The sequence below is a fragment of the Pyxidicoccus sp. M6 genome (assembly GCF_055568925.1).
In genome coordinates, this window is record NZ_CM145714.1 from 11,441,126 (window position 1) to 11,462,673 (window position 21,548).

16 protein-coding genes and 1 pseudogene are annotated in these 21,548 nt (G+C 66.4%); 4 read left to right on the forward strand and 13 right to left on the reverse strand.

Annotated elements, in window-relative coordinates:
* Positions 1 to 145: 145 nt before the first annotated feature.
* On the forward strand, positions 146 to 496 hold the full coding sequence (locus ACVTJA_RS44930) for a DUF3293 domain-containing protein (protein WP_465830036.1): 351 nt from the start codon (positions 146 to 148) through the stop codon (positions 494 to 496).
* Between the two features lie 62 nt (positions 497 to 558).
* Here the strand turns inward: ACVTJA_RS44930 and ACVTJA_RS44935 are convergent, their stop codons facing one another.
* Entirely contained in the window at positions 559 to 1,602 is a 1,044-nt protein-coding gene (locus tag ACVTJA_RS44935; protein ID WP_465830038.1) for a hypothetical protein, read from the reverse strand.
* Positions 1,603 to 1,778: 176 nt separating this feature from the next.
* The gene (locus tag ACVTJA_RS44940) at positions 1,779 to 2,021 is read right to left on the reverse strand and encodes a hypothetical protein (RefSeq protein WP_465830039.1); all 243 of its coding nucleotides are present in this window, start codon (positions 2,019 to 2,021) and stop codon (positions 1,779 to 1,781) included.
* 794 nt (positions 2,022 to 2,815) lie between these two features.
* Between ACVTJA_RS44940 and ACVTJA_RS44945 the strand changes: the two genes are divergently transcribed.
* A complete protein-coding gene (locus ACVTJA_RS44945) occupies positions 2,816 to 3,079 on the forward strand; it encodes a hypothetical protein (protein ID WP_465830041.1) in 264 nt (87 codons plus the stop codon).
* 150 nt (positions 3,080 to 3,229) lie between these two features.
* Here ACVTJA_RS44945 and ACVTJA_RS44950 read toward each other — a convergent pair.
* The 9 genes and pseudogenes from ACVTJA_RS44950 to ACVTJA_RS44990 all read right to left on the reverse strand — a co-directional run.
* A pseudogene (locus ACVTJA_RS44950) lies at positions 3,230 to 3,502 on the reverse strand (transposase); the annotation flags it as partial.
* Positions 3,503 to 4,444: 942 nt separating this feature from the next.
* Positions 4,445 to 5,905: an IS66 family transposase gene (gene tnpC, locus ACVTJA_RS44955; RefSeq protein WP_465826334.1), complete on the reverse strand. Its 1,461-nt coding sequence runs from the start codon at positions 5,903 to 5,905 to the stop codon at positions 4,445 to 4,447.
* 13 nt (positions 5,906 to 5,918) lie between these two features.
* Entirely contained in the window at positions 5,919 to 7,733 is a 1,815-nt protein-coding gene (locus tag ACVTJA_RS44960; RefSeq protein WP_465830043.1) for an RHS repeat-associated core domain-containing protein, read from the reverse strand.
* 60 nt (positions 7,734 to 7,793) lie between these two features.
* Entirely contained in the window at positions 7,794 to 9,506 is a 1,713-nt protein-coding gene (gene tnpC, locus ACVTJA_RS44965) for an IS66 family transposase (RefSeq protein ID WP_465830045.1), read from the reverse strand.
* A 90-nt stretch (positions 9,507 to 9,596) separates the two neighbouring features.
* Positions 9,597 to 9,938, reverse strand: a complete 342-nt coding sequence (gene tnpB / locus ACVTJA_RS44970; RefSeq protein ID WP_465830046.1) for an IS66 family insertion sequence element accessory protein TnpB — start codon at positions 9,936 to 9,938, stop codon at positions 9,597 to 9,599.
* Positions 9,935 to 10,270 (reverse strand): IS66 family insertion sequence element accessory protein TnpA, encoded by a 336-nt coding sequence (gene tnpA / locus ACVTJA_RS44975; RefSeq protein WP_465830048.1) that lies wholly within the window; start codon positions 10,268 to 10,270, stop codon positions 9,935 to 9,937. Before tnpA ends, tnpB begins: the two co-directional genes overlap by 4 nt.
* A gap of 405 nt (positions 10,271 to 10,675) precedes the next feature.
* Positions 10,676 to 11,257 carry a HEAT repeat domain-containing protein gene (locus ACVTJA_RS44980; RefSeq protein WP_465830049.1) on the reverse strand — a complete coding sequence of 194 codons (582 nt, stop codon included), beginning with the start codon at positions 11,255 to 11,257 and terminating at the stop codon, positions 10,676 to 10,678.
* 349 nt (positions 11,258 to 11,606) lie between these two features.
* Positions 11,607 to 12,014 (reverse strand): tetratricopeptide repeat protein, encoded by a 408-nt coding sequence (locus ACVTJA_RS44985; RefSeq protein WP_465830051.1) that lies wholly within the window; start codon positions 12,012 to 12,014, stop codon positions 11,607 to 11,609.
* A gap of 20 nt (positions 12,015 to 12,034) precedes the next feature.
* On the reverse strand, positions 12,035 to 14,158 hold the full coding sequence (locus tag ACVTJA_RS44990) for an RHS repeat-associated core domain-containing protein (protein WP_465830052.1): 2,124 nt from the start codon (positions 14,156 to 14,158) through the stop codon (positions 12,035 to 12,037).
* A gap of 754 nt (positions 14,159 to 14,912) precedes the next feature.
* Here ACVTJA_RS44990 and istA point away from each other — a divergent pair.
* Both istA and istB read left to right on the forward strand, forming a co-directional pair.
* Positions 14,913 to 16,418, forward strand: coding sequence for an IS21 family transposase (gene istA, locus ACVTJA_RS44995; RefSeq protein WP_465824713.1), 1,506 nt, complete (start codon positions 14,913 to 14,915; stop codon positions 16,416 to 16,418).
* Positions 16,415 to 17,176 carry an IS21-like element helper ATPase IstB gene (gene istB, locus ACVTJA_RS45000; protein ID WP_465824711.1) on the forward strand — a complete coding sequence of 254 codons (762 nt, stop codon included), beginning with the start codon at positions 16,415 to 16,417 and terminating at the stop codon, positions 17,174 to 17,176. Before istA ends, istB begins: the two co-directional genes overlap by 4 nt.
* On the opposite strand, the gene ACVTJA_RS45005 is transcribed toward istB, so the two are convergent.
* Positions 17,100 to 20,471, reverse strand: coding sequence for an RHS repeat domain-containing protein (locus ACVTJA_RS45005; RefSeq protein ID WP_465830054.1), 3,372 nt, complete (start codon positions 20,469 to 20,471; stop codon positions 17,100 to 17,102). The genes istB and ACVTJA_RS45005 overlap by 77 nt on opposite strands.
* Before the next feature lie 598 nt (positions 20,472 to 21,069).
* On the reverse strand, positions 21,070 to 21,453 hold the full coding sequence (locus ACVTJA_RS45010; RefSeq protein WP_465830056.1) for a hypothetical protein: 384 nt from the start codon (positions 21,451 to 21,453) through the stop codon (positions 21,070 to 21,072).
* Positions 21,454 to 21,548: the final 95 nt, after the last annotated feature.

Genomic DNA, 21,548 nt, shown 5'->3' on the forward strand with positions numbered 1-21,548 from the left:
AAATTCTTTCGGCATTTACAAATCGCCGATATCCCAGGCGCGAATGACCGAGTCAGAGAGAGAATCCCTGGCGAAAGCCTATCGCGCAACGCGCTATGTCATCCGTCCCCAGACATTCACCGGGGGACACGAGTGGGCGCTGCGAGTGGACGCGCTCCATCCCGAGCTGGACAGGGCCCTGAAGGCCCACGGCCACGATGAGTGGGCATTCCTGACGGCGTGGAACCCGGGCTCGCGACCGTGTCCTCCGGAGGAGAATGACCGGGCCCAGCAGCAACTGAGGTCGGAGCTGGCGACGGGAGGCTGGCCGGCGCTGGAGGCCGTCGGCGTAGCGGAGGACGCCAGCTGGTCCGAGGACAGCCTTTTCGTCCCGGGCCTGCCGCGCGAGGAGGCCGAGCGCCTGGGCCGCGCCCATGGACAGGTGGCGGTGCTGGTGGGACGCGTGGACGGGCCCGCGCAATTGCTGTTCTGCGAGGGCTCGCGCACGAGCCGCTGAAAGGAAAAGGCCCGGGGCCGCCATGGGCGACTCCGGGCCTGCATCCCCAATCCAAGACGTGGCTACTTGTTGGGATTGTCCACGCCGTTGCTGGTCCACGTGTAGCGCTGAATCCAGTCACCACCGACGCCGAGGCCCGTCTCGCGCTTACGGTCCTGGACGAGGGCCGGAGGCAGGCCCTTGTCCTGGAAGGTGGCGGGCACGCGGGTGCCGGACTCGAAGTGGGAGTTGTTGACGACCTCGTACTCGAGGTTCGGCTTGCCGGTCTTCTCGTCGATGCCGGTGCACTTCACCTGCGTGCGGTAGGAGCCGATGAACCACTCGAGCGAGGTGTACGGGTCCTTCTTGTTGGCCTCGTCGGTGCCCGGGCCCGTGAAGCGGTAGAGGGCCTTGTCCTTCTGCTCGGGCGTGGCGTTGGCGGGCGGGAAGACGTCACCGGGCTTCGGGTTCGGGTACATCTTGAAGAACTCTTCCGTCACCTGCTGCTGGTGCGGGCGGCCGGCGAGGTCCCGGGTGTACTCGTTGTCGCGGACGGTGACGCGGTCGGTGCCGTCAGCCGTCTTGTCCCAGGTGCCGAGGTCCTTGGGCTTCTCCTCGAGGAGCCACGTGCCCCACAGCTTGGGCCAGTCCCCCTCCAGCTTCTGACCCGTCTTGGGGTCGGTGGTGCGGGTGACGCCCTCGAGGTCCACCTTTCCCAGCGTCTTCAGGCTGTCGGTGAGGGAGGAGTCGCCGGTGAGCAGCTCGGAAGCCTTCGCCAGGGCGTCCACGCCGTGCTCGCCGGCCTTCACGAGCTTGTTGGCCGCGCCGTCGGGCAGGAGCGCGTTGGCGCCGTTGTAGGCGACCCGGAGGCCGGTCTGGAACGTGTCGCGGACCAGGTCCTTGGGGTCGGTGACGGCCTTCTTGAGCGTGTCGGTGACGGGGTTGTGCTTCACCACCTCGAAGGTGTCCTTGGTGGTGTCGACGACGGTCTTCTTCACGTCCTTGGCCGTGTCGGTGACGGTGTTCTTCACGTCCTTCGCCGTGTTGACGACGGTGTTCTTCGCGTCGTTCACGGTGTTGGTGACCGTCTTCTTCACGTCATTGAAGCTGGGGATCTTGAAGCCCATGGCAGACCCTTGGGGGGGAAATAACGGGGGCACTTCGCCTACAAGGGAGTTATCGAGCCCACATGCCGAAAGTTTCTTGGAATATGAGGCCCGCGGTGACTTTTGACCCCAATGGCAGTGATTTCAGGGGGTTGGCGCGGAGCCAGGCGCCCCTCAACTGCGGAAGCGTGCGACCTTCAGCGGCTGGCGCCTCCCCATCCGAATCTTCTCCAGCACCACGTGAAGAAGAGCGCCCCCGAGGTGAGGCTCACCAGCCACAGGAGCGCAGAGCTGGGGAGCAGGACTTTCCCCAAGGGAATATCCGCCTCCGTGAGGTAACGGCTCACGCCTTTGGGGAGCACGGCCAGGAGCAGGAACATCACCATCGCCCCGGCCCAGGCGCCCAACCCCGCCCATGCAATACGCAGCAACAGCCACATGATTCCCTCAGGCCTTCGACTCGGGCTGGAGCTTGTCACTCCTTCGAAGTGCGGCGACAGGCACTGGCGCTATCGCTCGTAACACCCGGGGTACGGCGCACCGTCACAACCAACTCCAGGTCCTCGAACCTGATGGCGTCCGCCGCCGTTCGACCCTGCCGCCATTCCCGTCGCACACAACGACCGAGCGAACGCATCATGCTCGACTCGCTACATGAGGAGGTCCCTCAGGGACAACCAGCCAACCAACGACGGCCAGGGCGCGACGTCTTCAGGGGCTGGAACCGGCGTCCGCTGCTACGCATGAATGCTCCCGGCATGAATATCCAGCGAGGCAATCATCATCAGTGCGGCATGGAACGCACATTGAGGCCGCGCACTTTTCGCCTTGAGGCTCACAATCCCTATCTGACGTGCAGCCGATACGTCTTGGACACCCAGCCAGCCCAAGCCCCAGGGCCACCATCCAGACGGCCACCAACACTGGCAGCAGGTCATTTGACACAATCCGAAAACATTTCACAGAACTAGAACCCCTTTGCCAGAGGCCAAAAGCCGGCCCTGCTGATGTTTCACCCGTGCGCCCCAGACAAGAGACCTCCGAAGAGCAAGCAATGGCCTCTGCCATACGACTCCCGCCCAGGACACAGCGGAGGCCTTCCGCAACTCTACTGATTGCATGGGCACCACCGATGCTTGCCCCAGGCTCGCGCAGCCTGTCGCCAGAATGAGTCCACCAGGCATCAGGTAGCGCATGAAGACTGAGCTTCCACCATCTGCTGAGTCTGGTGCGCTTGCATTGGGCCATTGAGAACCGGCACCACTGGACGCTGGACCTGGTGCTGGACGAGGACGACCGGCAGCCATGTCTGCACTCACGCACCGCTCTGGAGGTGACGGCCTGGCTGCGCGTGCTGGCCTACAACCTCATTTCCTCATGGCGCGCGGGGCTTCCCCTCAAAGACAAGTTGCCAGTGGCCTGGGCTCGCGCCTGCGAGGTGCTGCGCGACGCGCTTGTCCACGGTCGCGCGGAGGAGCCCCTGCCCACACTCGCATGAGGGGCTCGCCCGGCCCCTCCGCTCTTCTCCTGCACTTCACTCGCGCGGCACGGCCGGCCGGTCGAACGGCGGAGCATTGCTCTCCGAGCACCTACTCTCAAGAGGCCCTGCCCACGCAATGGCTGACGAGCGACTTCGAATCAGGCCTGGCTTCTGCGCCAGGCGCCGTCTCATCTCTGCGTCATCCCAGCTTGCACCGGACACGCACTGCTGCAACCGCTGGCGCATGGCCTCGGTCTGGCCCGGCTCCTCGACGAGCCGGGCTGCCATGGGCTCAATGCTCTTGCGCTCTCCGTCGAGCAGCAACCCCGTGACGTAGCCGCCCAAGGCGCGACGTCTCTCGGTGCGGCCCATTCCCTCCGTCATTGAGGCCAGGTACTTGCTCAGCTCCCGGTCGAGCTTGCTCAACTGTGCGGGCGTCATGCCCCTTCAACACGGGGCGCCTACGCTCGATTCATCTGACCGGGTAGTACTAGTACATGCATCTACCTACGGATGGTTATCCATGCCTTCGCCGCTGTTCAGGTGCTCTTCCGTCCCAGGATCATCCAGAGCCGTTCCACTTCAGCGCGCACACGACGTTGGAACTCAGGGCTCACCTGCGCACGACCCGCTTTTTCGAACCAAACCAGGGCCTCGCTTGTGCGACCTACTCTTTCGCATGCCTCCGCGACTTCCACTGCCGGCCACCCTGAATCCGGCGCGAGGACGAGCAGTTCCGTGGCATATGTGGAGGCCTCATCCACAAAGTTGTGCCGAGAAGCAACAGTAACGGCCATAGCAAGCCATTTTGCACGCTCCTCTCGACGATACACCCCCTCCTCCTCCAGTCTGCGACGAAGACATCGCATGGCCCAAGCCCCTGGCACCATAGAGACTACAGGTTCAACCAGAAGCATGTGCAACATTCCAAGGGCGATTTTCCGTCCCGTGGTGAGTTGATCTTTCATGGAGGCCACACTGGGTTATGAGGTCGCGGCCACCCACGTCGGCACGCTTGGTAGTTGTTTCTAGCACGGCGCATACACTCTGTCCCCCTGTCGCGCGGCTGCTCACACTCATCGTCAGGAGGTGCGAAGGGGCTGCCAGGGCGAGTCGCGACGGCACCGCCCAGACAGCTCAGGCTATCGCCGACAGCCATGGTCACACAGAACAACTCCCTCCGACAGACTTCCACTGAGGCACAGGCTACGATTGCGGCTCCAACGACGACCACTGCTGCCGCAGGGACGACAATAGCACCAGCGAATTTTCCATCTTGGTCAGTAAAGTAGATCGGATTCGAATTCGCATAGGAATACGCTGCGAGCGTCCGGCTCTGCGCTGCATATGCCGCGACTACTCGTGGGGTAACCGTTCACCGGCTCAGGCGGAGAGCGTGAGCTGATGTGCAGGCGTGGCGGGTAGGAGCGAAGGCCCGCCCAGGCCGCGGCGGTGCGCGGCGAGGGTATCGGTGAGGAAGGCGAGCACGTCACGGCCCTGTAGCTTGAGGGTGGTGGTGGCGGTGAAGATGCGTTCGACGAAGCGGCTGCCCGCCTCGCTCTGCGTGCCGAAGGACGTCTTCCTGTACATGACGGCGTGCCGGATGCAGCGCTCGCCAAAATTGTTGGTGGGCTCGAGGCCCGGCACATCGACAAACGTCCAGAGGCACTTCTCCCACCGGAGGATTTCCCGGGCCATGCCGGCGGTCTTCTTCTCTGCCCGCAGCACCGCCTTGCGCAGCAGCCGGCCGACTCTGCGTTCCACGCCGCGCATGCGCTTCTCGAAGTCCTCGCGCGCCAGGGTGCCGTCGCGCACGCGGTGGTACCACTTGAAGAAGCGGTTGCGCTCGCGCATGAGCTCGCGGCCAATCCGTCCGCCCCTTCCTCCTCTGTCGATGAAGCCCTGGAAGTCGCGTGTGAGGTGGGCCCAGCACAGTTGCCGCAGCCCCGCGTCCACCCACTCGTAGGCGCTCCACCTGTCGGTGGTGAGGAAGCCCGCGAAGTCCTCGCCGAGCAGTTGGAGGGCGACCTTGCCGCTGCGGTTCCTGGCGATGTGAAACACCACCACCAGCGCAGTGGCCACTACCCATAGCCAGGCGCGGCGGGCCCGGCCGCTCTCACGCCCTTCTGCGAACCCCGTCTCGTCAGCGTTGGCCGCCTCCGAGGACTGCACGTAGGCGAGGGCCTCGGCCGTCGGTGAGGCGAGCGCGTCGGCCATCTCGCCCTCCAGGTTGCTGACGCTGCCCACCGACAGCTCGACGCCCAGCATGTCCGACAGAGCATCCTTCACCAGTCGCTTGGAGAGGCGATACTTGCCCACCAGCAGCGAGGCGAGCGCGGCAAGCCTGTCACCGAAGACGCTGCGCGCGTGCGCGGGCACCTCGGCACGCGTCACCAGCCCGCAGTCCGAGCACGCCAGTGCATGGCAGCGGTACTCGGTAACAATGGCCGACAGGACTGGCACCTCTACTACCTGATGACGCCGGGGCACGCTGTCGCGTCCGTGCAGCCGGCCCTTGCAGCCCCGGCACTGGCTGGGCATCAACTCCACGACGTGCTGCACGTCCTCGGGCCCCAGCAGTGCGCGCTCGTGCTTCTTGTGGCCGGGCTGTCCACCGGGACGCCGGCCCGTGGGCTTCTTGGGCTGGCGCGGGGTGCCAGGTGCGTCCGAGGAGGGCGGTCTTGAGGAGTTGTTGGAGTTCTGGTTGAGCCGTGCCTCCAGCTCCGCCACGCGCGCCGTCAGCGCCTCCACCTTCGCCATCAGCCGGGCGATGACCTCATCGCGCGCGGCCACTTGCGCTTCCAGTTCCGCGATACGCGCGTCCTTGGGGTCCACCGCCGCCACGCACCACGGTGTCTCACGCGCGAGCGGCCACCGTCGAGCGCCCGCCTGCCCACCGTCCGATGCTCAGCAGGCCTACCAGTCGAGCATCGGTCGGTGAACGGTTACCTCGTGGGTTCTGCAACAACGGCTCCGGCTGCAGATACCTCCCCACACTCGGGTCGTAGTATCGGTTCCAGTTCTCGAAGAGGTCCGTCTCCCCGTCGTGGTACTGGCCAGGGAAGCGTAGCGGTGTCCAAAGCGGCTGGGCGCCGGTCTGGAAGCGCCGGTACTCGTAGGCGGACACCGCCGCCCCCATCTGCGTACGACCCATGGTGGGAGCGCTGCCCGTGCAGATGCAGCCTGCGGAAGCGGTAGCGCAATCCCCCACGCTGGCGAGTGCCAACTGGGTGCCGGTGCTGCCTGGTGTCAACCACCCAGTCCACTGGTGGCGATCAGCCGCCACCAGGGTCGCAAGCGCCGCTCCACTAGTGGCGTCACGCACCTGCAGCATATCCGTCGAGTTGCTGACGCAGGCGGGCCCCTGGGGCGCATACAAATCCAACGCGTCTACCAACAACCGCATCTGCGTGCTGGTGCCAGGGGTGCTGGGCTGCTTCAACGTCGGCCCGAACGTACCCGTCAACGTGCCGTACGGGTGAGGGGTCTCCACGTCCACGCTGACGCGATTGACGTGGCCGAAGACATCGTACTCCCCCGTCCCCACCACCCGGCCCTGCCCATCCAGAAGCAGCGTGGGCTTGCCGATGTAGTCCGTCGCCAGCGGATACACGCCACACGCAGCCGCTTCGCCCGCGCGCTGGCAGTTGGTCGTGCTGTCCGATTCACGCCCCCAGGTCGCATCGAGCCGCCCGCGAATGAGCGCTACCGGCCTGCCGTCGAGCCACACGTACTCGTCCATTGGATGCGCACCGGGGGACTGCAACGAGTCATTCCCCACGTCGACCAGGAGGCCATGCCCCCTGTCATAGAAGTACTCGTCCACAGCCCCCGTCGGGTACACCTTCACTCGACGACGGTTGTCCGCGTCGTAATAGTAGCTGTAGCTGGCTCCCTGAACATTCGCGGTACGGAACACCGTGTCGTTGCCGCCCTGCGCCCAGGCGCCCGGCGTGAAGTCCACCGTATGCACCGACGCGCCCGACGCGGCATTCGGCCAGCGTTTCTGTGTCACGCGGCCGTCCGCATCGTAGGTGAACCCATAGGAGAGCCAGCTGCCCGTCTGCTGACTCGCGCGCTGGGTAAGCCAGTCGGGGTGCGCAGGCGCAGCGCCGTAGGTGAGCGTCCATGCATTGGATTCCCCGGCCTCCGACGTACGGTTGCCACGGCTGTCATACCCGAAGGAGCGGGAACTGAAAGGCGCGCCCGGCGATTGATACATGGCCGTCGCCGATGTCAAGCGCAGCATTCGGTCGTAGGTGTACTGGTGGGCGGGCGACGTGAAGACTTCCGCCCCCAGAAGGCAACTGATGCTGCTCGCCAGTTGGTCCGCGCTCCACTTGTAGGTCTGACGAAGCACCCCGCCATTGCCGGCACCGGGCACCCACGAGGCGCCCGAGGCAAGCGTTGACACCCACAGCGCCCGCATGCGGCCCGTCTTGTCATTGGTACCGAGGTCGCCATTGGCTTCCGTCGAGCAGCGGTTGAACGCCCCACTGGCGTTGCCCAGCCGGTACTCGACGCTGACGGTGGAGGCGCTGCCCTGCAGGTGCTGACGGTAGCCGCGCAGCCCTCCGTACGGCTCCCATGCAACCTGGGACAACAGCGTCACGTCGGACGAGGCACCACCCGTGCCGAAGACTGTCGCGCGGACTTCCTGTATGCGCTGCACGAGCCCCGTCTTCCGTGAGCCGGGAGGTCGGCGCAAGCTGACGGGGTGAACGGAACCCTTTCAGCGCGGCGACGACTGCTCTTCGGACGCGGTCGCGAGCGGCTCCGGGACGGTGAGCTCCCCCACCTCCGCGTCGAGTTCGGCGGCCATGAGGCGGGCTCGCGTGGCGGACCAGTACTTGGGAGCCAGCTCCAGGTAGCGCTCGCGGGGCCAGTGGGCCAGCACGCGCAAGAGGTCTCTCAGGTAGGCCTCGGGGTCGAGGCGGTGCAGCCGCGCGGTGGCGATAAGGGTGAAGAGGTGGCCGGCGCTCTGGGCGTGGTCATCACTGCCGACGAAGAGCCACGCCTTTCTTCCGACGGCAATCCGCCTCAACTCTCTTTCGGAGCGGTTGTTCTCCAGCAGCAGCCGGCCGTCCTCGAGGAAGCGTCGCAGGGCCTCGCAGTGCCGCACCGCGTAGCCGAGCGCCTTGCGCAACAGGCCGCGCTCCTCCCGCACCTTCTCGTGCTCGGCCTCGGCCCAGGTGAAGAAGGCGTCCACGTGCGGGCGCAGGTGCGCCAGCCGCAGCCGGTGAATCTCCTCGGCAGGCTTGTCCCTCCACGTCGCTTCCAACTCGAAAATGCGGCCGATGCGCGCCAGGCCCTCACGGGCGACGACACTCTTGGCCACTGTCGCCTCCCAGAAGCCTCGGCGGCAGTGCGCCCAGCACGCCACCTCGTGTCTCACCTCGGCCTCGCCGTCCGGCGGCTCGTCCTCGGCGGGACGGAAGAGGGCGTCGTAGACGCTCTTGGCGTCGGCCTGCACGTACCCGCTGAAGCCCTTGAAGAGCTCCAGCACCGCGGCGCTCGTCTCGCGCGGCGTGTACTCGAAGAAGACGGCGTCCTTGTCCACCACCTGCACGAAGTAGTGGCCCCGCCGGCACGCCTGGCGCTGGCCTTCGACGGGCACCGGCTGCACCGCCACGCCCGTGGCATCCGTGGCGATGCAGAAGGCGGTGGCGAGCGCCTCGTCGCGCATGGCGGCCACCACGGTGGTGCCTACCGTCGCCCCCATGTCCTCCATCCACCGGGCCATGGTGCCCCGGTCCACCGGCACCCCGTCGCGCGCGAAGCGCTGCTCCAAGCGGAAGAGCGGCAGCCCCTCGCAGTACTTCCCCGTCACCAGGTGGGCCAGCAGCGACGGCGCGGCCAGGCAGCGGAAGAAGAACTCCGGGGGCGTCATCGCCGACGCCAGGAAGACCTCACCATCGGCGTCCACGGTGCGGTACTTCACCCGGGCGATGACGAGCCGGCGCATCCCGCCCCGTTGCCAGGCCAGCTTGCAGCTCTCCTCGAAGCCGATTCGCTCCGCCTTGCCCTGCGCCACCAGCGCGTCGAAGACGGGGTCAGCAATCTCTACCCGCTTCTCCTCCAGCGGCAGGTTTCTCAAGTCCCGCCGGCCCGAGGGCTTGCGCTTCTTTTTCGCCCCCGCGTTGCCTGACACCTCACCCGAGGCCATGCCCAGCGTGCCGGCCACCTGCTCCAGGGCGCGCAGCTTCTGGGCGAACTCCAGCTCCAGTTGCCGCGTGTCCACCCGCTCGGCCTTGGCCACGAAGAGTCGTTGCTTGTGCAGCTCCAACTCCAGCCGCAGCCTCTCGTGCGAGGCCTTCAGTACCTCCCGCTCCTTCTCCAACTGCGCGGTGCGCTGCCTCTCGGCGGCCAGGGCCGCCCGCTCCGCCAGTAGGGCCGCCTCCAATTCGGCAATGCGCGCCTGGGTAACGGACGGGGACTCGTGCATCGGCGGCGGCCTTGTAACCCCTTGCATCGGCGCTGTCGATACCCTCCTACCGGGTAGGGGCCACCGCCTCCGCCCCGCTACCCTGGCTCCTCAATGCGGACGAGGGCCTCGGCGCGGCGCCTCGACGCGCAGCCCGTCCAGCAACTCCTCCAGCACGTGCTCCTCCACCGCGAGGCTTTGGGCGCCCTCCTCAAGTCCGTGCGGCACCTGGAAGCAGCCGGTGTCCAGCCGCTTGTAGAACAGGCACAGCCCCGTGCCGTCGTAGAAGAGCACCTTGAGCGCCGTGCGCCGCTTGCCGAAGAAGACGAAGAGCGCGCCGCTGCGCGTCTGGCGGCCCAGCCGCTCCTCCACCAGCCCCGCCAGCCGCTCGAAGCCCCAACGCAGGTCAATCGGCTCCAGGCCGACGAAGATTTCGACGCCGTGCGGAATCATCGCGCTGGGCTCCGCCCCGCGGCCTCGAGTGCCTCCAGCGCCACCCGCACCGTCGCCGCGTCCGCGCCAGCCGGCACCAGGACACGTGCGCCTTGCACTTCGATGATGACCTGGGCGGTCCGCGGCGCGGCCTCAACGGAGGCCGTCGCCGTGACCAGCCGCACCATGGGCAGCACCGCGCCCGCCTCACCGCGCGCGGTCCCCGCCATACGACTGGACCATCGGTACAGCGGGCCCGGCGTGAACTCCTGACCCTTGCAGTACTCCGCTGCGCTCAGCCCGCTGGCGCGCCAGTCCGCGACTCGCTTCCTCCACAGCTCCGCGTTTGCCATGCGCGCCACCCTGCTCGCGTCGGCTCAGCTCTGCCAGACGGGGCTCATGCAGCGGATACGGAACATCACCATCGCCCCGGCCCAGGCGCCCAACCCCGCCCATGCAATACGCAGCAACAGCCACATGATTCCCTCAGGCCTTCGACTCGGGCTGGAGCTTGTCACTCCTTCGAAGTGCGGCGACAGGCACTGGCGCTATCGCTCGTAACACCCGGGGTACGGCGCACCGTCACGACCAGCCCAAGTCCTCGAACCTGTCCGCCTGCTTCAATTTCAGCCCCGACTCCGTGCGTGCGCTCTCATAGCCAGGCGACACTCGGCGGCTGCGCGTAAATCTCCTCCCGGTCAGAGGACCAATCCGTGTTGGCAAGCGCCGACAAATGCACTCTCAGACCCATCCCAACGCTATTTATCGTACGGCGGCAACCGCTGTTGTCGGCGTTCGTGTGCCTTCCGAAGCCAATCAATCTGCTCAGCCGCCATTTCAGCGACGGTTCTACCCCAGCCTTCAACAAGCGTGTGGTCTGTCAGCATCGTTTCGAGTGCTGGCAGCAGCGAGAGATGTGCCGCGCTGCCAAGCGCGTGCACGGCACAATAGCGAACCTCAGGCGAAGGGTCCTTCATCGCGTCGAGCAGAGCAGCAGTGGCCGCTTCGAACTTGCCGTCGCCAGGCCACACAGCGCTGAACATGTACGCAAGGCTCTCCGCGGCTTGTCCCCGGACACTCGGTGCCTCTCGCGTGTCCGCGACGATGCGGACCGCCAGGTCCCACGTGCTGAGGTCGCCGTGCCAGGCGAGTGCGTAGAGAATGCCCTGGCGCACCTCCATCCGGCTCTCCAACGCGAGTAGGGCGACCAGGCGGGAAGTCGTCGAGGGGTCGGACGAAAGAAGGTTGGCCGCTTGGACGATGCGCACGGGGTCATCCCCCCGGATATCGCTGAGTGCCGATTCAAGCTCTTCAGGCGACAGTTGCTTGCGCTGACTCAAGGCAGGTCTCACTTTAGATGGACGACGACGCAGCAGTGCTGGACGGGTGAGTGGCGATGGGAATCGAGCACGGACGCACGTATCATCTTCGGGACGCCGCTTCAGCGAAATCACAACGGCAGCAAATCTCAGCGAGGAACCGAGGTAGCCGCGCTCCTCTATTCCCCCATCGAGACGGCACGCCTGCGTGGTGAGGCCCCGGGCTCTATCTGCGGCACGCTGTGCTCACCGCCATCGCGAATCCAGGAACTGTCACGCTTCCGAGGAGCCAAGACTGACGGCCGCTCCCGCCGGTCGTCCCGGGCGGGGCAGCACGTTGCCGGGATGGGGCTCGGCGAACATTTACTGTTCAACTGTCGTCGCTCGCCCACTCCGCGCGGATATTGGCGACCATTTTCAAGGCATCAGCATCGGAGGAGGACTGGGCCATGGATTCTGCTCTTGCCAGGCACGAACGTGCGCTGTCAGCTTGACCCAACCGCCAGCGTACGCCCGCCAAAGCGAGCAGCGGGAGTGGATCGCGATCCGCGGTAGCAACTGCTTCTTCGTAGTAGCTCGCTGCCTGCGAAAGTCTGCCGGCTTCCTCGCAGAAGAGTCCCGCCGTTCTGGCCAGGATCGATGCGTTGGCTGGCCTTTCCTTGTTTGACCGAGTGCGAGCCAGAGCAGATTCTAGGCAAGCGATGGCCTCGGCCGTCCTGCCTGCTTGGGCGAGGTCAGACGCGGTACGAAGGGGATTCTCGTCATTCACGATGAACATTCCTCCTGAGCCGGATGCGCTCATCTCATTGGCTGCCACGGGAGACCATTGAGGCACCTGATGTAGTTCTTCCAGGCCTGCGCCATGCACTTCTCGTACGGGACATCATCCGTGTACCAAGAACCGCACTCTGCCGTATCTTTCAGGTACTGGGGGTAGCATTGAGGATGCCGCGGATGTTTCGGTGGATTCGGGTCCTCAGGCTTGTCCTCACACTTGTCCGGCTCCGGTGGGAACCAGAAATCGCAGAAGTCGTAGTAGTTGCCTGTGGCCTTACAAATCAATGCAACCACGCCTGCACTGATAGCAAGCCCGCCACCGAGTGCTGCGCCAGCAGAGGCACCGCTTGCTCCTCCCACTACTTCGCCGACTGCCGCGCCACCGGTCGCGAGATCGAACTCGCCGTTCGGGTCGTACCGATTGACAGGGTTGTTGCTGGCGTAGGCGTACGAGGGCGTGCTCAGCCCAACCAACGCCCTTGATTGAATGAAATCTGGCTCCTGCAAAACTGGTTCTGGTTGTAGATAGCGACCAATGCTCGGATCGTAGTAGCGGTTCCAGTTCTCGAAGAGGTCCGTTTCCGCGTCGTAGTACTGGCCAGGAAAACGCAGCGGTGTCCAAAGCGGCTGGGCGCCCATCTGGAACCGCCGGTACTCGTACGCTGAAACCGCCGCACCCATCTGTGTCCGCCCCGAAGTCGGAGCGCTCCCCGTGCAGCTGCAACCTGCCGACATGGTGTCGCAGTTGCCTGCGCTGGTAATCGCCAACTGGACGCCCGTGCTGCCGGGCGTCAGCCACCCCGTCCACGCATGGCGCTTGTCCGCCGTCACTGTCTCAAGGGCAGCGCCGCTGGTAGCATCACGCACCTGTAGCGCATCCTTTGGGCTGTTAGCACAGGCAGCCCCCTGGGGAGCATACAAGTCCAGCGCGTCCACCAGTAGCCGCATCTGCGTGCTTGTACCTGGGGTACTGGGCTGCTTCAGAGTAGACCCGAACGTCCCTGTCAACGTGCCATACGGATGGGGCGTCTCCACGTCCACACTGACGCGGTTGACGTGCCCGAAGACGTCATACTCGCCCGTGCCCACTACCCTGCCCTGTCCGTCCAGCATCAACGCAGGCTTGCCCAGGTAGTCCGTCACCAACGGGTAAACGCCACACGCCGCTGCTTCGCCAGCTCGCTTGCAGTCAGCCGTGCTGTCCGGCTCGCGGACCCATGCGGCGTTGAGCCGCCCGCGAATGAGCGCTACGGGCCTGCCGTCCAGCCACACGTACTCGTCCGTCGGGTGCGCACCTGGTGACATCAGCACGTCATTGCCAGCGTCCACCAGGAGGCTGTGCTCCGTGTCGTAGAAGTACTCGTCCTTCGCGCCCGTCGGGTACACCTTCACTCGACGACGGTTGTCCGCGTCGTAGTAGTAGCTGTAGCTGGCTCCCTGGACATTCGCGGTACGGAACACCGTGTCGTTGCCACCCTGAGCCCAGGCCCCTGGAGTGAAGTCCACCGTATGCACCGGAGTGCCTGCAGACGCATTCGGCCAGCGCTTCTGCGTCACACGCCCATCCGCATCGTAGGTATACCCATAGGAAAGCCAACTGCCGGTCTGCTGACTCGCGCGCTGGGTAAGCCAGTCGGGGTGCGCAGGCGCTGCGCCGTAGGTGAGCGTCCACGCATTCGCCTCCCCCGCCTCTGACGTACGGTTGCCACGGCCGTCATACTCGAAGGAGCGGAAGCTGAAAGGCCCCCCCGGGGACTGCGCCATGGCCGTCGCCGACTTCACGCGAAGCATTCGGTCGTGGGTGTACTGGTGGGCGGGCGACGTGAAGACTTCCGCCCCCAGAAGGCAACTGATGCTGCTCGCCAGTTGGTCCGCGCTCCACTTGTAGGTCTGACGAAGCACCCCGCCATTGCCGGCACCGGGCACCCACGAGGCGCCCGAGGCAAGCGTTGACACCCACAGCGCCCGCATGCGGCCCGTCTTGTCATTGGTACCGAGGTCGCCATTGGCTTCCGTCGAGCAGCGGTTGAACGCCCCACTGGCGTTGCCCAGCCGGTACTCGACGCTGACGGTGGAGGCGCTGCCCTGCAGGTGCTGACGGTAGCCGCGCAGCCCTCCGTACGGCTCCCATGCAACCTGGGACAACAGCGTCTGTTGATGGTCTCCAGGAAGCGCTGATTCCTGGTCATCGGTCGCCCGGAGTTCCGTGACTTCGTGGCCGGCACCGTCGGCGCGTGCAGCCAAAAAGTTGAGGGGTGGGGAGTGCGCCGGTGGAGTCCGCGGTCGCGCGCGTCCTGAAAAACGGAAGGCCCACCAGCGACACCTGGAGGGCCCTCCTGGAGGCGCGCCCTGGTGTGCGAGAGGGGCGGGCCGGTGAGGCAGGGGTAGCGCAGTCCGGGGCGTAGCGCCAGAAGTCGGCGCGCGCGGGAGGCTGCGCGTGGAGTCGCTGCGGTTGGCGGTGTGCGGTCGGCCGGAGTGCCGACGGCTGTTTCAGCTGTGCACCGGATGCGACCGGGGCCAGCGCTACTGCGAGCGGGCCTGCGGCAGGAGGGCGCGCGCGGAGTCGGTGCGTGCGGCCGGGCGGCGCTACCAGCGCACGCGGGACGGGCGGCACGCCCACGCTGCGCGCCAGGCTGCATACCGGGAGCGACGCAGGAAAGTGACGCATCAGGCTCCCCCGGAGGCGGCTCACGAGGCGACGGTGCCACTCGCGCCGGTCCAGGCCACCACGCAGGTGGCCTCGGAGCCGAGCGCAGCGAGGCCCCCTCCGCATGCACTGCCGCCTTCTCCCGCCTGCACGTTCTGCGGGCGCCAAAGCCCCTTCCTCCGCCACACCACCTTGGCGCGCACCCGAGTGGGCCCGCGTTGGCGGCGCGGCCTTCCGTGAGGAGGTGGGCGGATGATTGCCCCGGAGGTACGTGCCCGCATCCGCCGGCTGCACTACGCGGAGCACTGGCCGGTGGGCACCATCGCCACGGAGTTGGGCCTGCACCACGACACCGTGGAGGCGGCCCTCGAGGACGTGCAGGTGGCCCCTGCCGATAGGAGCACGGTGAAACCCACCGTGCTGGGCCCCTACACGGACTTCATCGACGCCACCCTCAAGGCCCACCCGCGCCTGAGGGCCACGCGCCTTTTCCACATGGTGAAGGCCCGGGGCTACCCGGGGGGCTACGAGCAGGTGAAGCGCTACGTGCGGCGGGTGCGCCCTGGGCCCCAGGCCGAGGCCTTCCTGCGCCGCTGCACCCTACCTGGCGAAGAGGCGCAGGTGGACTGGGGCAGCTTCGGCAAGGTGCAGGTGGGGCGGGCCTCCCGGACGCTCTCCTGCTTCGTGCTGGTGCTGGGCCACTCGCGCGCCATGTACGCACGCTTCTTCCTGGGGCAGACGATGGAGTGCTTTCTGCAGGGCCACGTCCAGGCCTTCGAGGCGCTCGGGGGCGTGCCTCGCAGCCTCCTCTACGACAACTTGAAGTCCGTCGTGCTGGAGCGGGCCGGAGACGCCATCCGCTTCCACCCCCGCGTGCTGGAGGCCGCCGGGCATTACCACTTCGCGCCCAAACCCTGTGCCCCCTACCGCGGCAACGAGAAGGGCAAGGTGGAGCGCACCATCCGCTACCTGCGCGATTCCTTCTTCGCCGCTCGCAGCTTCCACGGCCTGGACGACCTCAATCGGCAGCTCAAGCGCTGGGTGGACGAGGTGGCCCACCAGCGTCGGGTGCCCGGCGACGCCTCGGGCCGCACGGTGGCCGAGGCACTGGAAGACGAGCGTCCCCGCCTGCTGCCGCTGCCCGCCCACCCATTGCCCACCGACGTGGTGCGCCCCGCCTCCTCCGGCAAGACGCCCTACGTGCGCTTCGACGGCAATGACTACTCGATTCCGGATGGCCTGGTACGCCGTCCTCTCACGCTGGTGGCCTCTGCCACCACGGTGCGCCTGCTCGACGGCGCCCAGCAGGTCGCCTCGCACGTGCGCAGCTGGGACAAGGGCGCCCTCGTCGAGGACGCCCAGCACCTGGCCGCGCTGGCCAGGAAGAAGGCCCACGCCCACGAGCTGCGCGGACGGGACTTGCTGCGCGCCCGCTGCCCACGCGCCGACCAGATGCTCCAGGCGCTCGCCGACCGCGGTGACAACCTCGGCAACCACACCGTGAAGCTGCTGGCGCTAGCAGAGCGCTACGGCGCCGCGGAACTGGACGCCGCCCTGGCCGAGACGCTCGAGCGCGGCGCACTCGGGCCCGCCTCCGTCGCCCACGTCCTCGACCAGCGACGCCGTCAGAAGGGGGCGCCTCCGCCGCTGCCCCTGGTGCTGCCAGATGACCCGCGCGTGCGTGAGCAGCGCGTCCCCCAGCATTCCCTCAACGCCTACGACGCCCTCCTCGAGGGCGACCCGGAGCAAGCACCATGATGCCCCTGAAAGAACGTCTCACCGCCCTCGGCCTGAGCCACACCAGCGACGCACTCGATGACCTCATTGCCATGGCCACCAAGCGCAGGTGGGGGCCGACCGAGCTGCTGGAAGCCATCGCCGAGGAGGAGACGAAGGACCGGGCTCGTCGCAGCGTGGAGCGGCGCCTGTCACGCAGCAAGCTCGGCGCGCTCAGGACGATGGCCGACTTCGACTGGGGCTGGCCCAAGCGCATTGACAGGCCGGCCGTCGAGAGCGCCCTGGCCCTGGACTTCATGGCCCGCCCCGCCAATGTCGTCCTTGTCGCCCCTCAGGGATTGGGCAAGACGATGATTGCCCAGAACATCGCCTACAACGCCGTGCAGGCTGGCCACTCCGTCCTCTTCACCACCGCCTCCCAACTGCTGCTCGACCTGGGCAGTCAGGACTCCGCCAGGGCCCTGGACCGGCGCCTGAAGCACTACTGCACCCAGGCGGGTCTGCTCGTCATCGACGAGATTGGCTACCTCTCCTACGACGCCCGGAACGCGGACCTGCTCTTCCAAGTGGTGTCGCGCAGGTATGAGAAAAAGCCGATTGTCTTGACGACCAATCTGCCGTTTTCGGAATGGACCACCATCTTCCCCAACGCCGCGTGCGCCATCGCTCTCATCGACCGCGTCATCCACCACGCCAGCATCATCAGCATTGAGGGCGACAGCTACCGCCGACGCGTGGCCGAGGAGTCCCGCGCCGAGCGCAAGGCCAAGAAGGGCTGACCCCCTCCGCGTCCCACTGCGGCCAGCCGGCCCCGCTCTCCCGCTCCGCGGTGGGGGCGGGGCCGAGCTGCATCCGATGACCAGATTTCCGCGCTCCGCGATGACCGCCAACAAGCGTCACGTCGGACGAGGCACCACCCGTGCCGAAGACTGTCGCGCGGACTTCCTGGACGCGGTTCACCCAGGCGCCCGTCCCATACACATACGAGACGGTGCGGCCATACGGGTAGACAATGGAGGTGAGGTTGCCGTTGGGGCTGTAGGTATAGGCCGTATGCGGGTTCGTATAGGGAGTGGACGCGCTGCACCCGGTGCTCCCCGCGCGGATGCGCACCTCCCGCACGACACGTCCTGCCCAGTCGTACCCGAACCAGGTGCGGCCGAAGGAGTCGTCCCGCCACCGCATGCGGCCCACCGTGAAGTCGAGCGCCCCGCACGAGGCTGGTGGAGTCTGCGAGGCGTCGTAGCCCTGGGCGTAGAGCACCTCCACGCCACCTATAGCCGTGGGACTGCGGTGCGCCACCTGCATCAACCGCCCGAGCACGTCATACGTCGACGCCACATGGTCCAGCGCAGACTGGGCCGCCTGCGAAGGCGTCTGCTTGATGGTCTGCTGGCCGTTGACGTCATAGGCATAGCGCGTCGTCCCACGGGCGCTTCCCGTCCCCATCGCCGGGCTGTCCACCTGCACCAACTGCCCGAAGTCATCATAGGTATAGAGCGTCGCTCCCGCTCCCGGGGTGTAGGTGTCACAGTAGCCGTCGGTGGAGACCGTGAGTCCGGGCTCCACGCTGGTGACGTTGCCATGCTTGTCATGCTTGAAGCATGTGCGGTACCCGGCCGAGACGACGTTGTTGGGGTACTCATCCAGCCGGCTGAGCCGGTTCACCCGGTCATAGACCATGGTGGTGCACGTGGGCGCGCCGTTATCACAGTCCGGGAATCCCTGCGGATACGGTAGCCCGATGCCGGACAGGTTGTTGTTCTTGTCGTAGCCGCGAGCGAACCCATAGAGCCCCGAGTTGTCTCCCCACACCTCCGTCTTCAGACGCTTGTGGGCATCGACAGAGAATCCCCGGACGCGCCGGACGTTGCCCGCCGAATCCAGATAGCGCTCGTACTCCACCGTGCCGTCCACCCAGTAGGTGTACGTCACCTTCTCGCTCCAGGTCGCCCCGTCCGCGACGGCGGACCTGGCACGCCACTGCAGCTTCGAGGTCATGGTGCCACCCGCGCAAGCTGCCGTCGGCGTGTCCTTCCGGTAGCAGGACACCTCGTAGTTGCCTTCGGGAAGGCGCGTCCACGTCAGATGCCCGGCGGAGTCATACCCGTAGGTGGTGGCCACCACCGCGGCTCCGCCTGGAGGCAGAACGCGAGTACTCACCACCCGGCCACTGAGTGATCGCGACTCCGTCACGACGCCATTCGGGTCCGTCTGGGTGAACACCTCTTCGCCCGTCGCGACGTCAAAGGCATGGTCAAAGGTGGTGACCAGGGCCGTCACGCCCGGCCCCTCCTCGCTGCGTTGGCTCAGCTTCCCCGCGCGAGGCCAGCCCGCGGTGTCGGGCCAGTAGTGGTATCGCACCACTTTGTAGGGCGTGCCCACGGGACAGTCGGTGGCGGCCTCATTCTCCACCCAGCAGGGCCCGTGCTCTTCCAACGTCCGGCCTTCGGGGTCGGGCGTCGTGTCTCCCACCGTGTGTGCCGTGAAATAGAAGGTGCCGCGCACGCGGGGCGTGTCGCTCCAGGTCCCAGCGTCGGCGTTGAAGTCGCGCGTCCAACCGGACTCCAGGGACGCCACCAACCGCGAGGTCCCCGGCGCGTAGCGGCTCACCTTGCGCGCCTTGCCGCCCGTGGACATCAGCACGCTGTCTCGCTCGGAAACGGTGGGGAGCTGGTGGTTCCCGTCGTCATAGGCGTAGGTGTAGCGGGTCTCCTCCAGCGCCATGCCTCCGTCCTGGTTGGCGGCGCCCTTGCGCTCGACCCGCTTCTCCGCCTGCACCGTCCCGGAGGTATCCGTGACGAAGGCGTAGTCATAGACAGTCCAATGGCCGAGCTTGTCCTGAACGCCCTTGAGTACGGGAGGCTGGCTCGACGTACCGCAGGTCCAGTCATAGCGAATGGTCCCGGAGCTGCAGCCCCCACCGGAGCAGTAGTCGGTCACCTTCAGCAGCGTCGGAGCACCGCTGGGCCCGATGCTCGTCACGGACTCATAGGTACTGCCATAGTAGGCCAGAGCCGCGCTCATCTTTCCCGTCAGGGCGGCATTATCCGTCACCTGCCGGCTGGTGAACGTGTCGCCGCAGCACCCCTGTCCAGCAGAGCAGCGCGATACAAACGGTTTGCCTACCTGGAGCTTTTCGTCCGCATCCTCAGTGGCCGTCACCTGCCCCGCGATGCTGTAGGTATGGCGCGTGACCTGCACATCCGAGCGCGACGTCACGAGACTTCCCACGGGGTAGTCGTACACCTCGGCTTCTCCCGAGGCATTCTCCACCCTGGAGAGAAGTCCCGGCTGCTCCACGCCAGCCTGCTGCACGTACGCGTACGTTGCATGCAGTCGCTCGTCGGCCTGGTTCGACGGGAGCGTGACGCGACGGTAGAGGCGGCGGACCACACACTGGGTCGCGCCCGCGGCCCCCAACTGAGCGTACTCGAGCCGCAAGCTCTCGCCGTAGGGCAGAGTCACCTGCGAGAGGTAGGGCACTCCCTCGCTGCCAGCCACGGTTCCGGCGACACAAGTGAGTCCTTGGGGTAGCGCATATGAGAGTGACGCCAGCACCTTCCCGCGGACGGATTCGATTCGCGTCAGGAAGTAATGGCTGGGCGCCACCGTCGCGCCACTCTCGTTCCAGGGTGAGCTGTAGACGTGACGTTCTCCGGACTGCGTGACGAGCACGAAGCCCGAGGCCGTACGCTGGAACTTGTCCGGAGAGGAATCCCCCTGCTCCTTTCCCGCCCAGCATGGAGCACCGACGCAGGGCGTGAATCTGAGCTCGGAGCCATTGCCGCGCTTCACGGTGTAGCGGTTCGACTCCTGCTTCACGTAGCTCCAGAAGCCATGCGACCACAGCGCCACGCGAGGATTGGCGGGCGCGGAACCGAAAGGCTTGGGCGCAAGTGTGTAGGCGACAGGCGTCTGAGAAATCTGGCCGCCATGCAGGACGACGCCGGGTTCGACACTCTTCACACCTGCGCCTGACACGAAGCTACGGGAGAACGCAACGGAGACATTGTCCTGGGAAACTCCGAAGTCCCTCGCCCACAGCACACTCGTCCCCGCTGACAGGTCCACGGGGTCTCCCTTGACGAGGTTCCGCTGTCCCGACGAGCACTCGCATTTTTCGTCCTCGCAGTCCGGTTGACTGCAAGTGGAGATGTCACAACGCACCTGCGGCGCCTTCACCTGGATGCCGTCATTCGAGACGTCGTACTCCGGATCGAGGACGCACGTCCCCTTGCATCCGTCCGCAACGCAGCTCTCACCCGGTGTGCATGGCCAATCCTGACAGGACCCTGCCGCGTACTGGTTCGTCACCGGCTGGCAGGTTCCCACCGGAGTACAGGTGATGCCACTCATGCACCCGCCGTCCGGGGCCGTCTGCCCGTTGTTGCAGACCTTGGTGCAGGTACCACCGTCACAGGGGCAACTCCATTGGTGCATGACCGCCACGCCGTCACCGCAGGTAGAGCCCGTGGGAAGGCAGTAGCTGATCTGGGCGGCGGCAGGAAACGCCCCCAGGACCAGGCCAACCACGGTGAGGAAGACGAGGACGCCACGCCATCGAGCGAGAGAAAGACTCACGGAAGAAAGCTCCAGAAAGGGAAAAGGGCGCGCACGGGCGCAGCCCGGTCAATCGGGTTGAACTTGCTTGGAAGGCGTCGCGCTCGGCCTAACGCGAGGACGGATGAAGCCGGGCGGCATGGGGCGCCCAGCCCTGCGGCGGCACACAGGCCCGCCCGCCTTCACCGGGGTAGAACTGAACGCAACTCCACTCCTCGGGGCACTGCGCGAGCGTCTCGCACGGTGTGCTGCACACGTAGGCACCAGCGCGGCCTGTCGATTCGGCCTTCACGTTCGCGGACTGCAGGCACAGGCGCGAGGCGCAGTCCGAGGCACCTCCCGCAGCGCAGTCCTCACCCAGCCTTGCCTCACCGGTCCCCCTCCGCAGCTCGCGGTGCTCCGTGATGACCTTGAGGGGCTCCGGGCCCGGCTCGACGAGCGCATCCCCCTGACAGGCCGACAGGAGCAGCATCGCCGTGGCGAGCCCCCACATCCCAACGCCTTGCGAAGACCGCATCGCACCCCACAGTCCCGCTCCCCCACTCGAAGGCGGGCACACGAATGACAGCTCACGTCTCTGGTGCATCG

Excerpts from the sequence above, each read along its gene's own strand:
- tnpB (WP_465830046.1), bottom strand. The coding sequence starts at position 9,938 with ATGATTCCGCACGGCGTCGAAATCTTCGTCGGCCTGGAGCCGATTGAC.
- istA (WP_465824713.1), top strand. The coding sequence starts at position 14,913 with ATGATTGCCCCGGAGGTACGTGCCCGCATCCGCCGGCTGCACTACGCG.
- ACVTJA_RS44985 (WP_465830051.1), bottom strand. The coding sequence starts at position 12,014 with ATGTTCATCGTGAATGACGAGAATCCCCTTCGTACCGCGTCTGACCTC.
- tnpC (WP_465830045.1), bottom strand. The coding sequence starts at position 9,506 with ATGCACGAGTCCCCGTCCGTTACCCAGGCGCGCATTGCCGAATTGGAG.
- tnpA (WP_465830048.1), bottom strand. The coding sequence starts at position 10,270 with ATGGCAAACGCGGAGCTGTGGAGGAAGCGAGTCGCGGACTGGCGCGCC.
- istB (WP_465824711.1), top strand. The coding sequence starts at position 16,415 with ATGATGCCCCTGAAAGAACGTCTCACCGCCCTCGGCCTGAGCCACACC.
- ACVTJA_RS45010 (WP_465830056.1), bottom strand. The coding sequence starts at position 21,453 with ATGTGGGGGCTCGCCACGGCGATGCTGCTCCTGTCGGCCTGTCAGGGG.
- ACVTJA_RS44940 (WP_465830039.1), bottom strand. The coding sequence starts at position 2,021 with ATGTGGCTGTTGCTGCGTATTGCATGGGCGGGGTTGGGCGCCTGGGCC.
- ACVTJA_RS44935 (WP_465830038.1), bottom strand. The coding sequence starts at position 1,602 with ATGGGCTTCAAGATCCCCAGCTTCAATGACGTGAAGAAGACGGTCACC.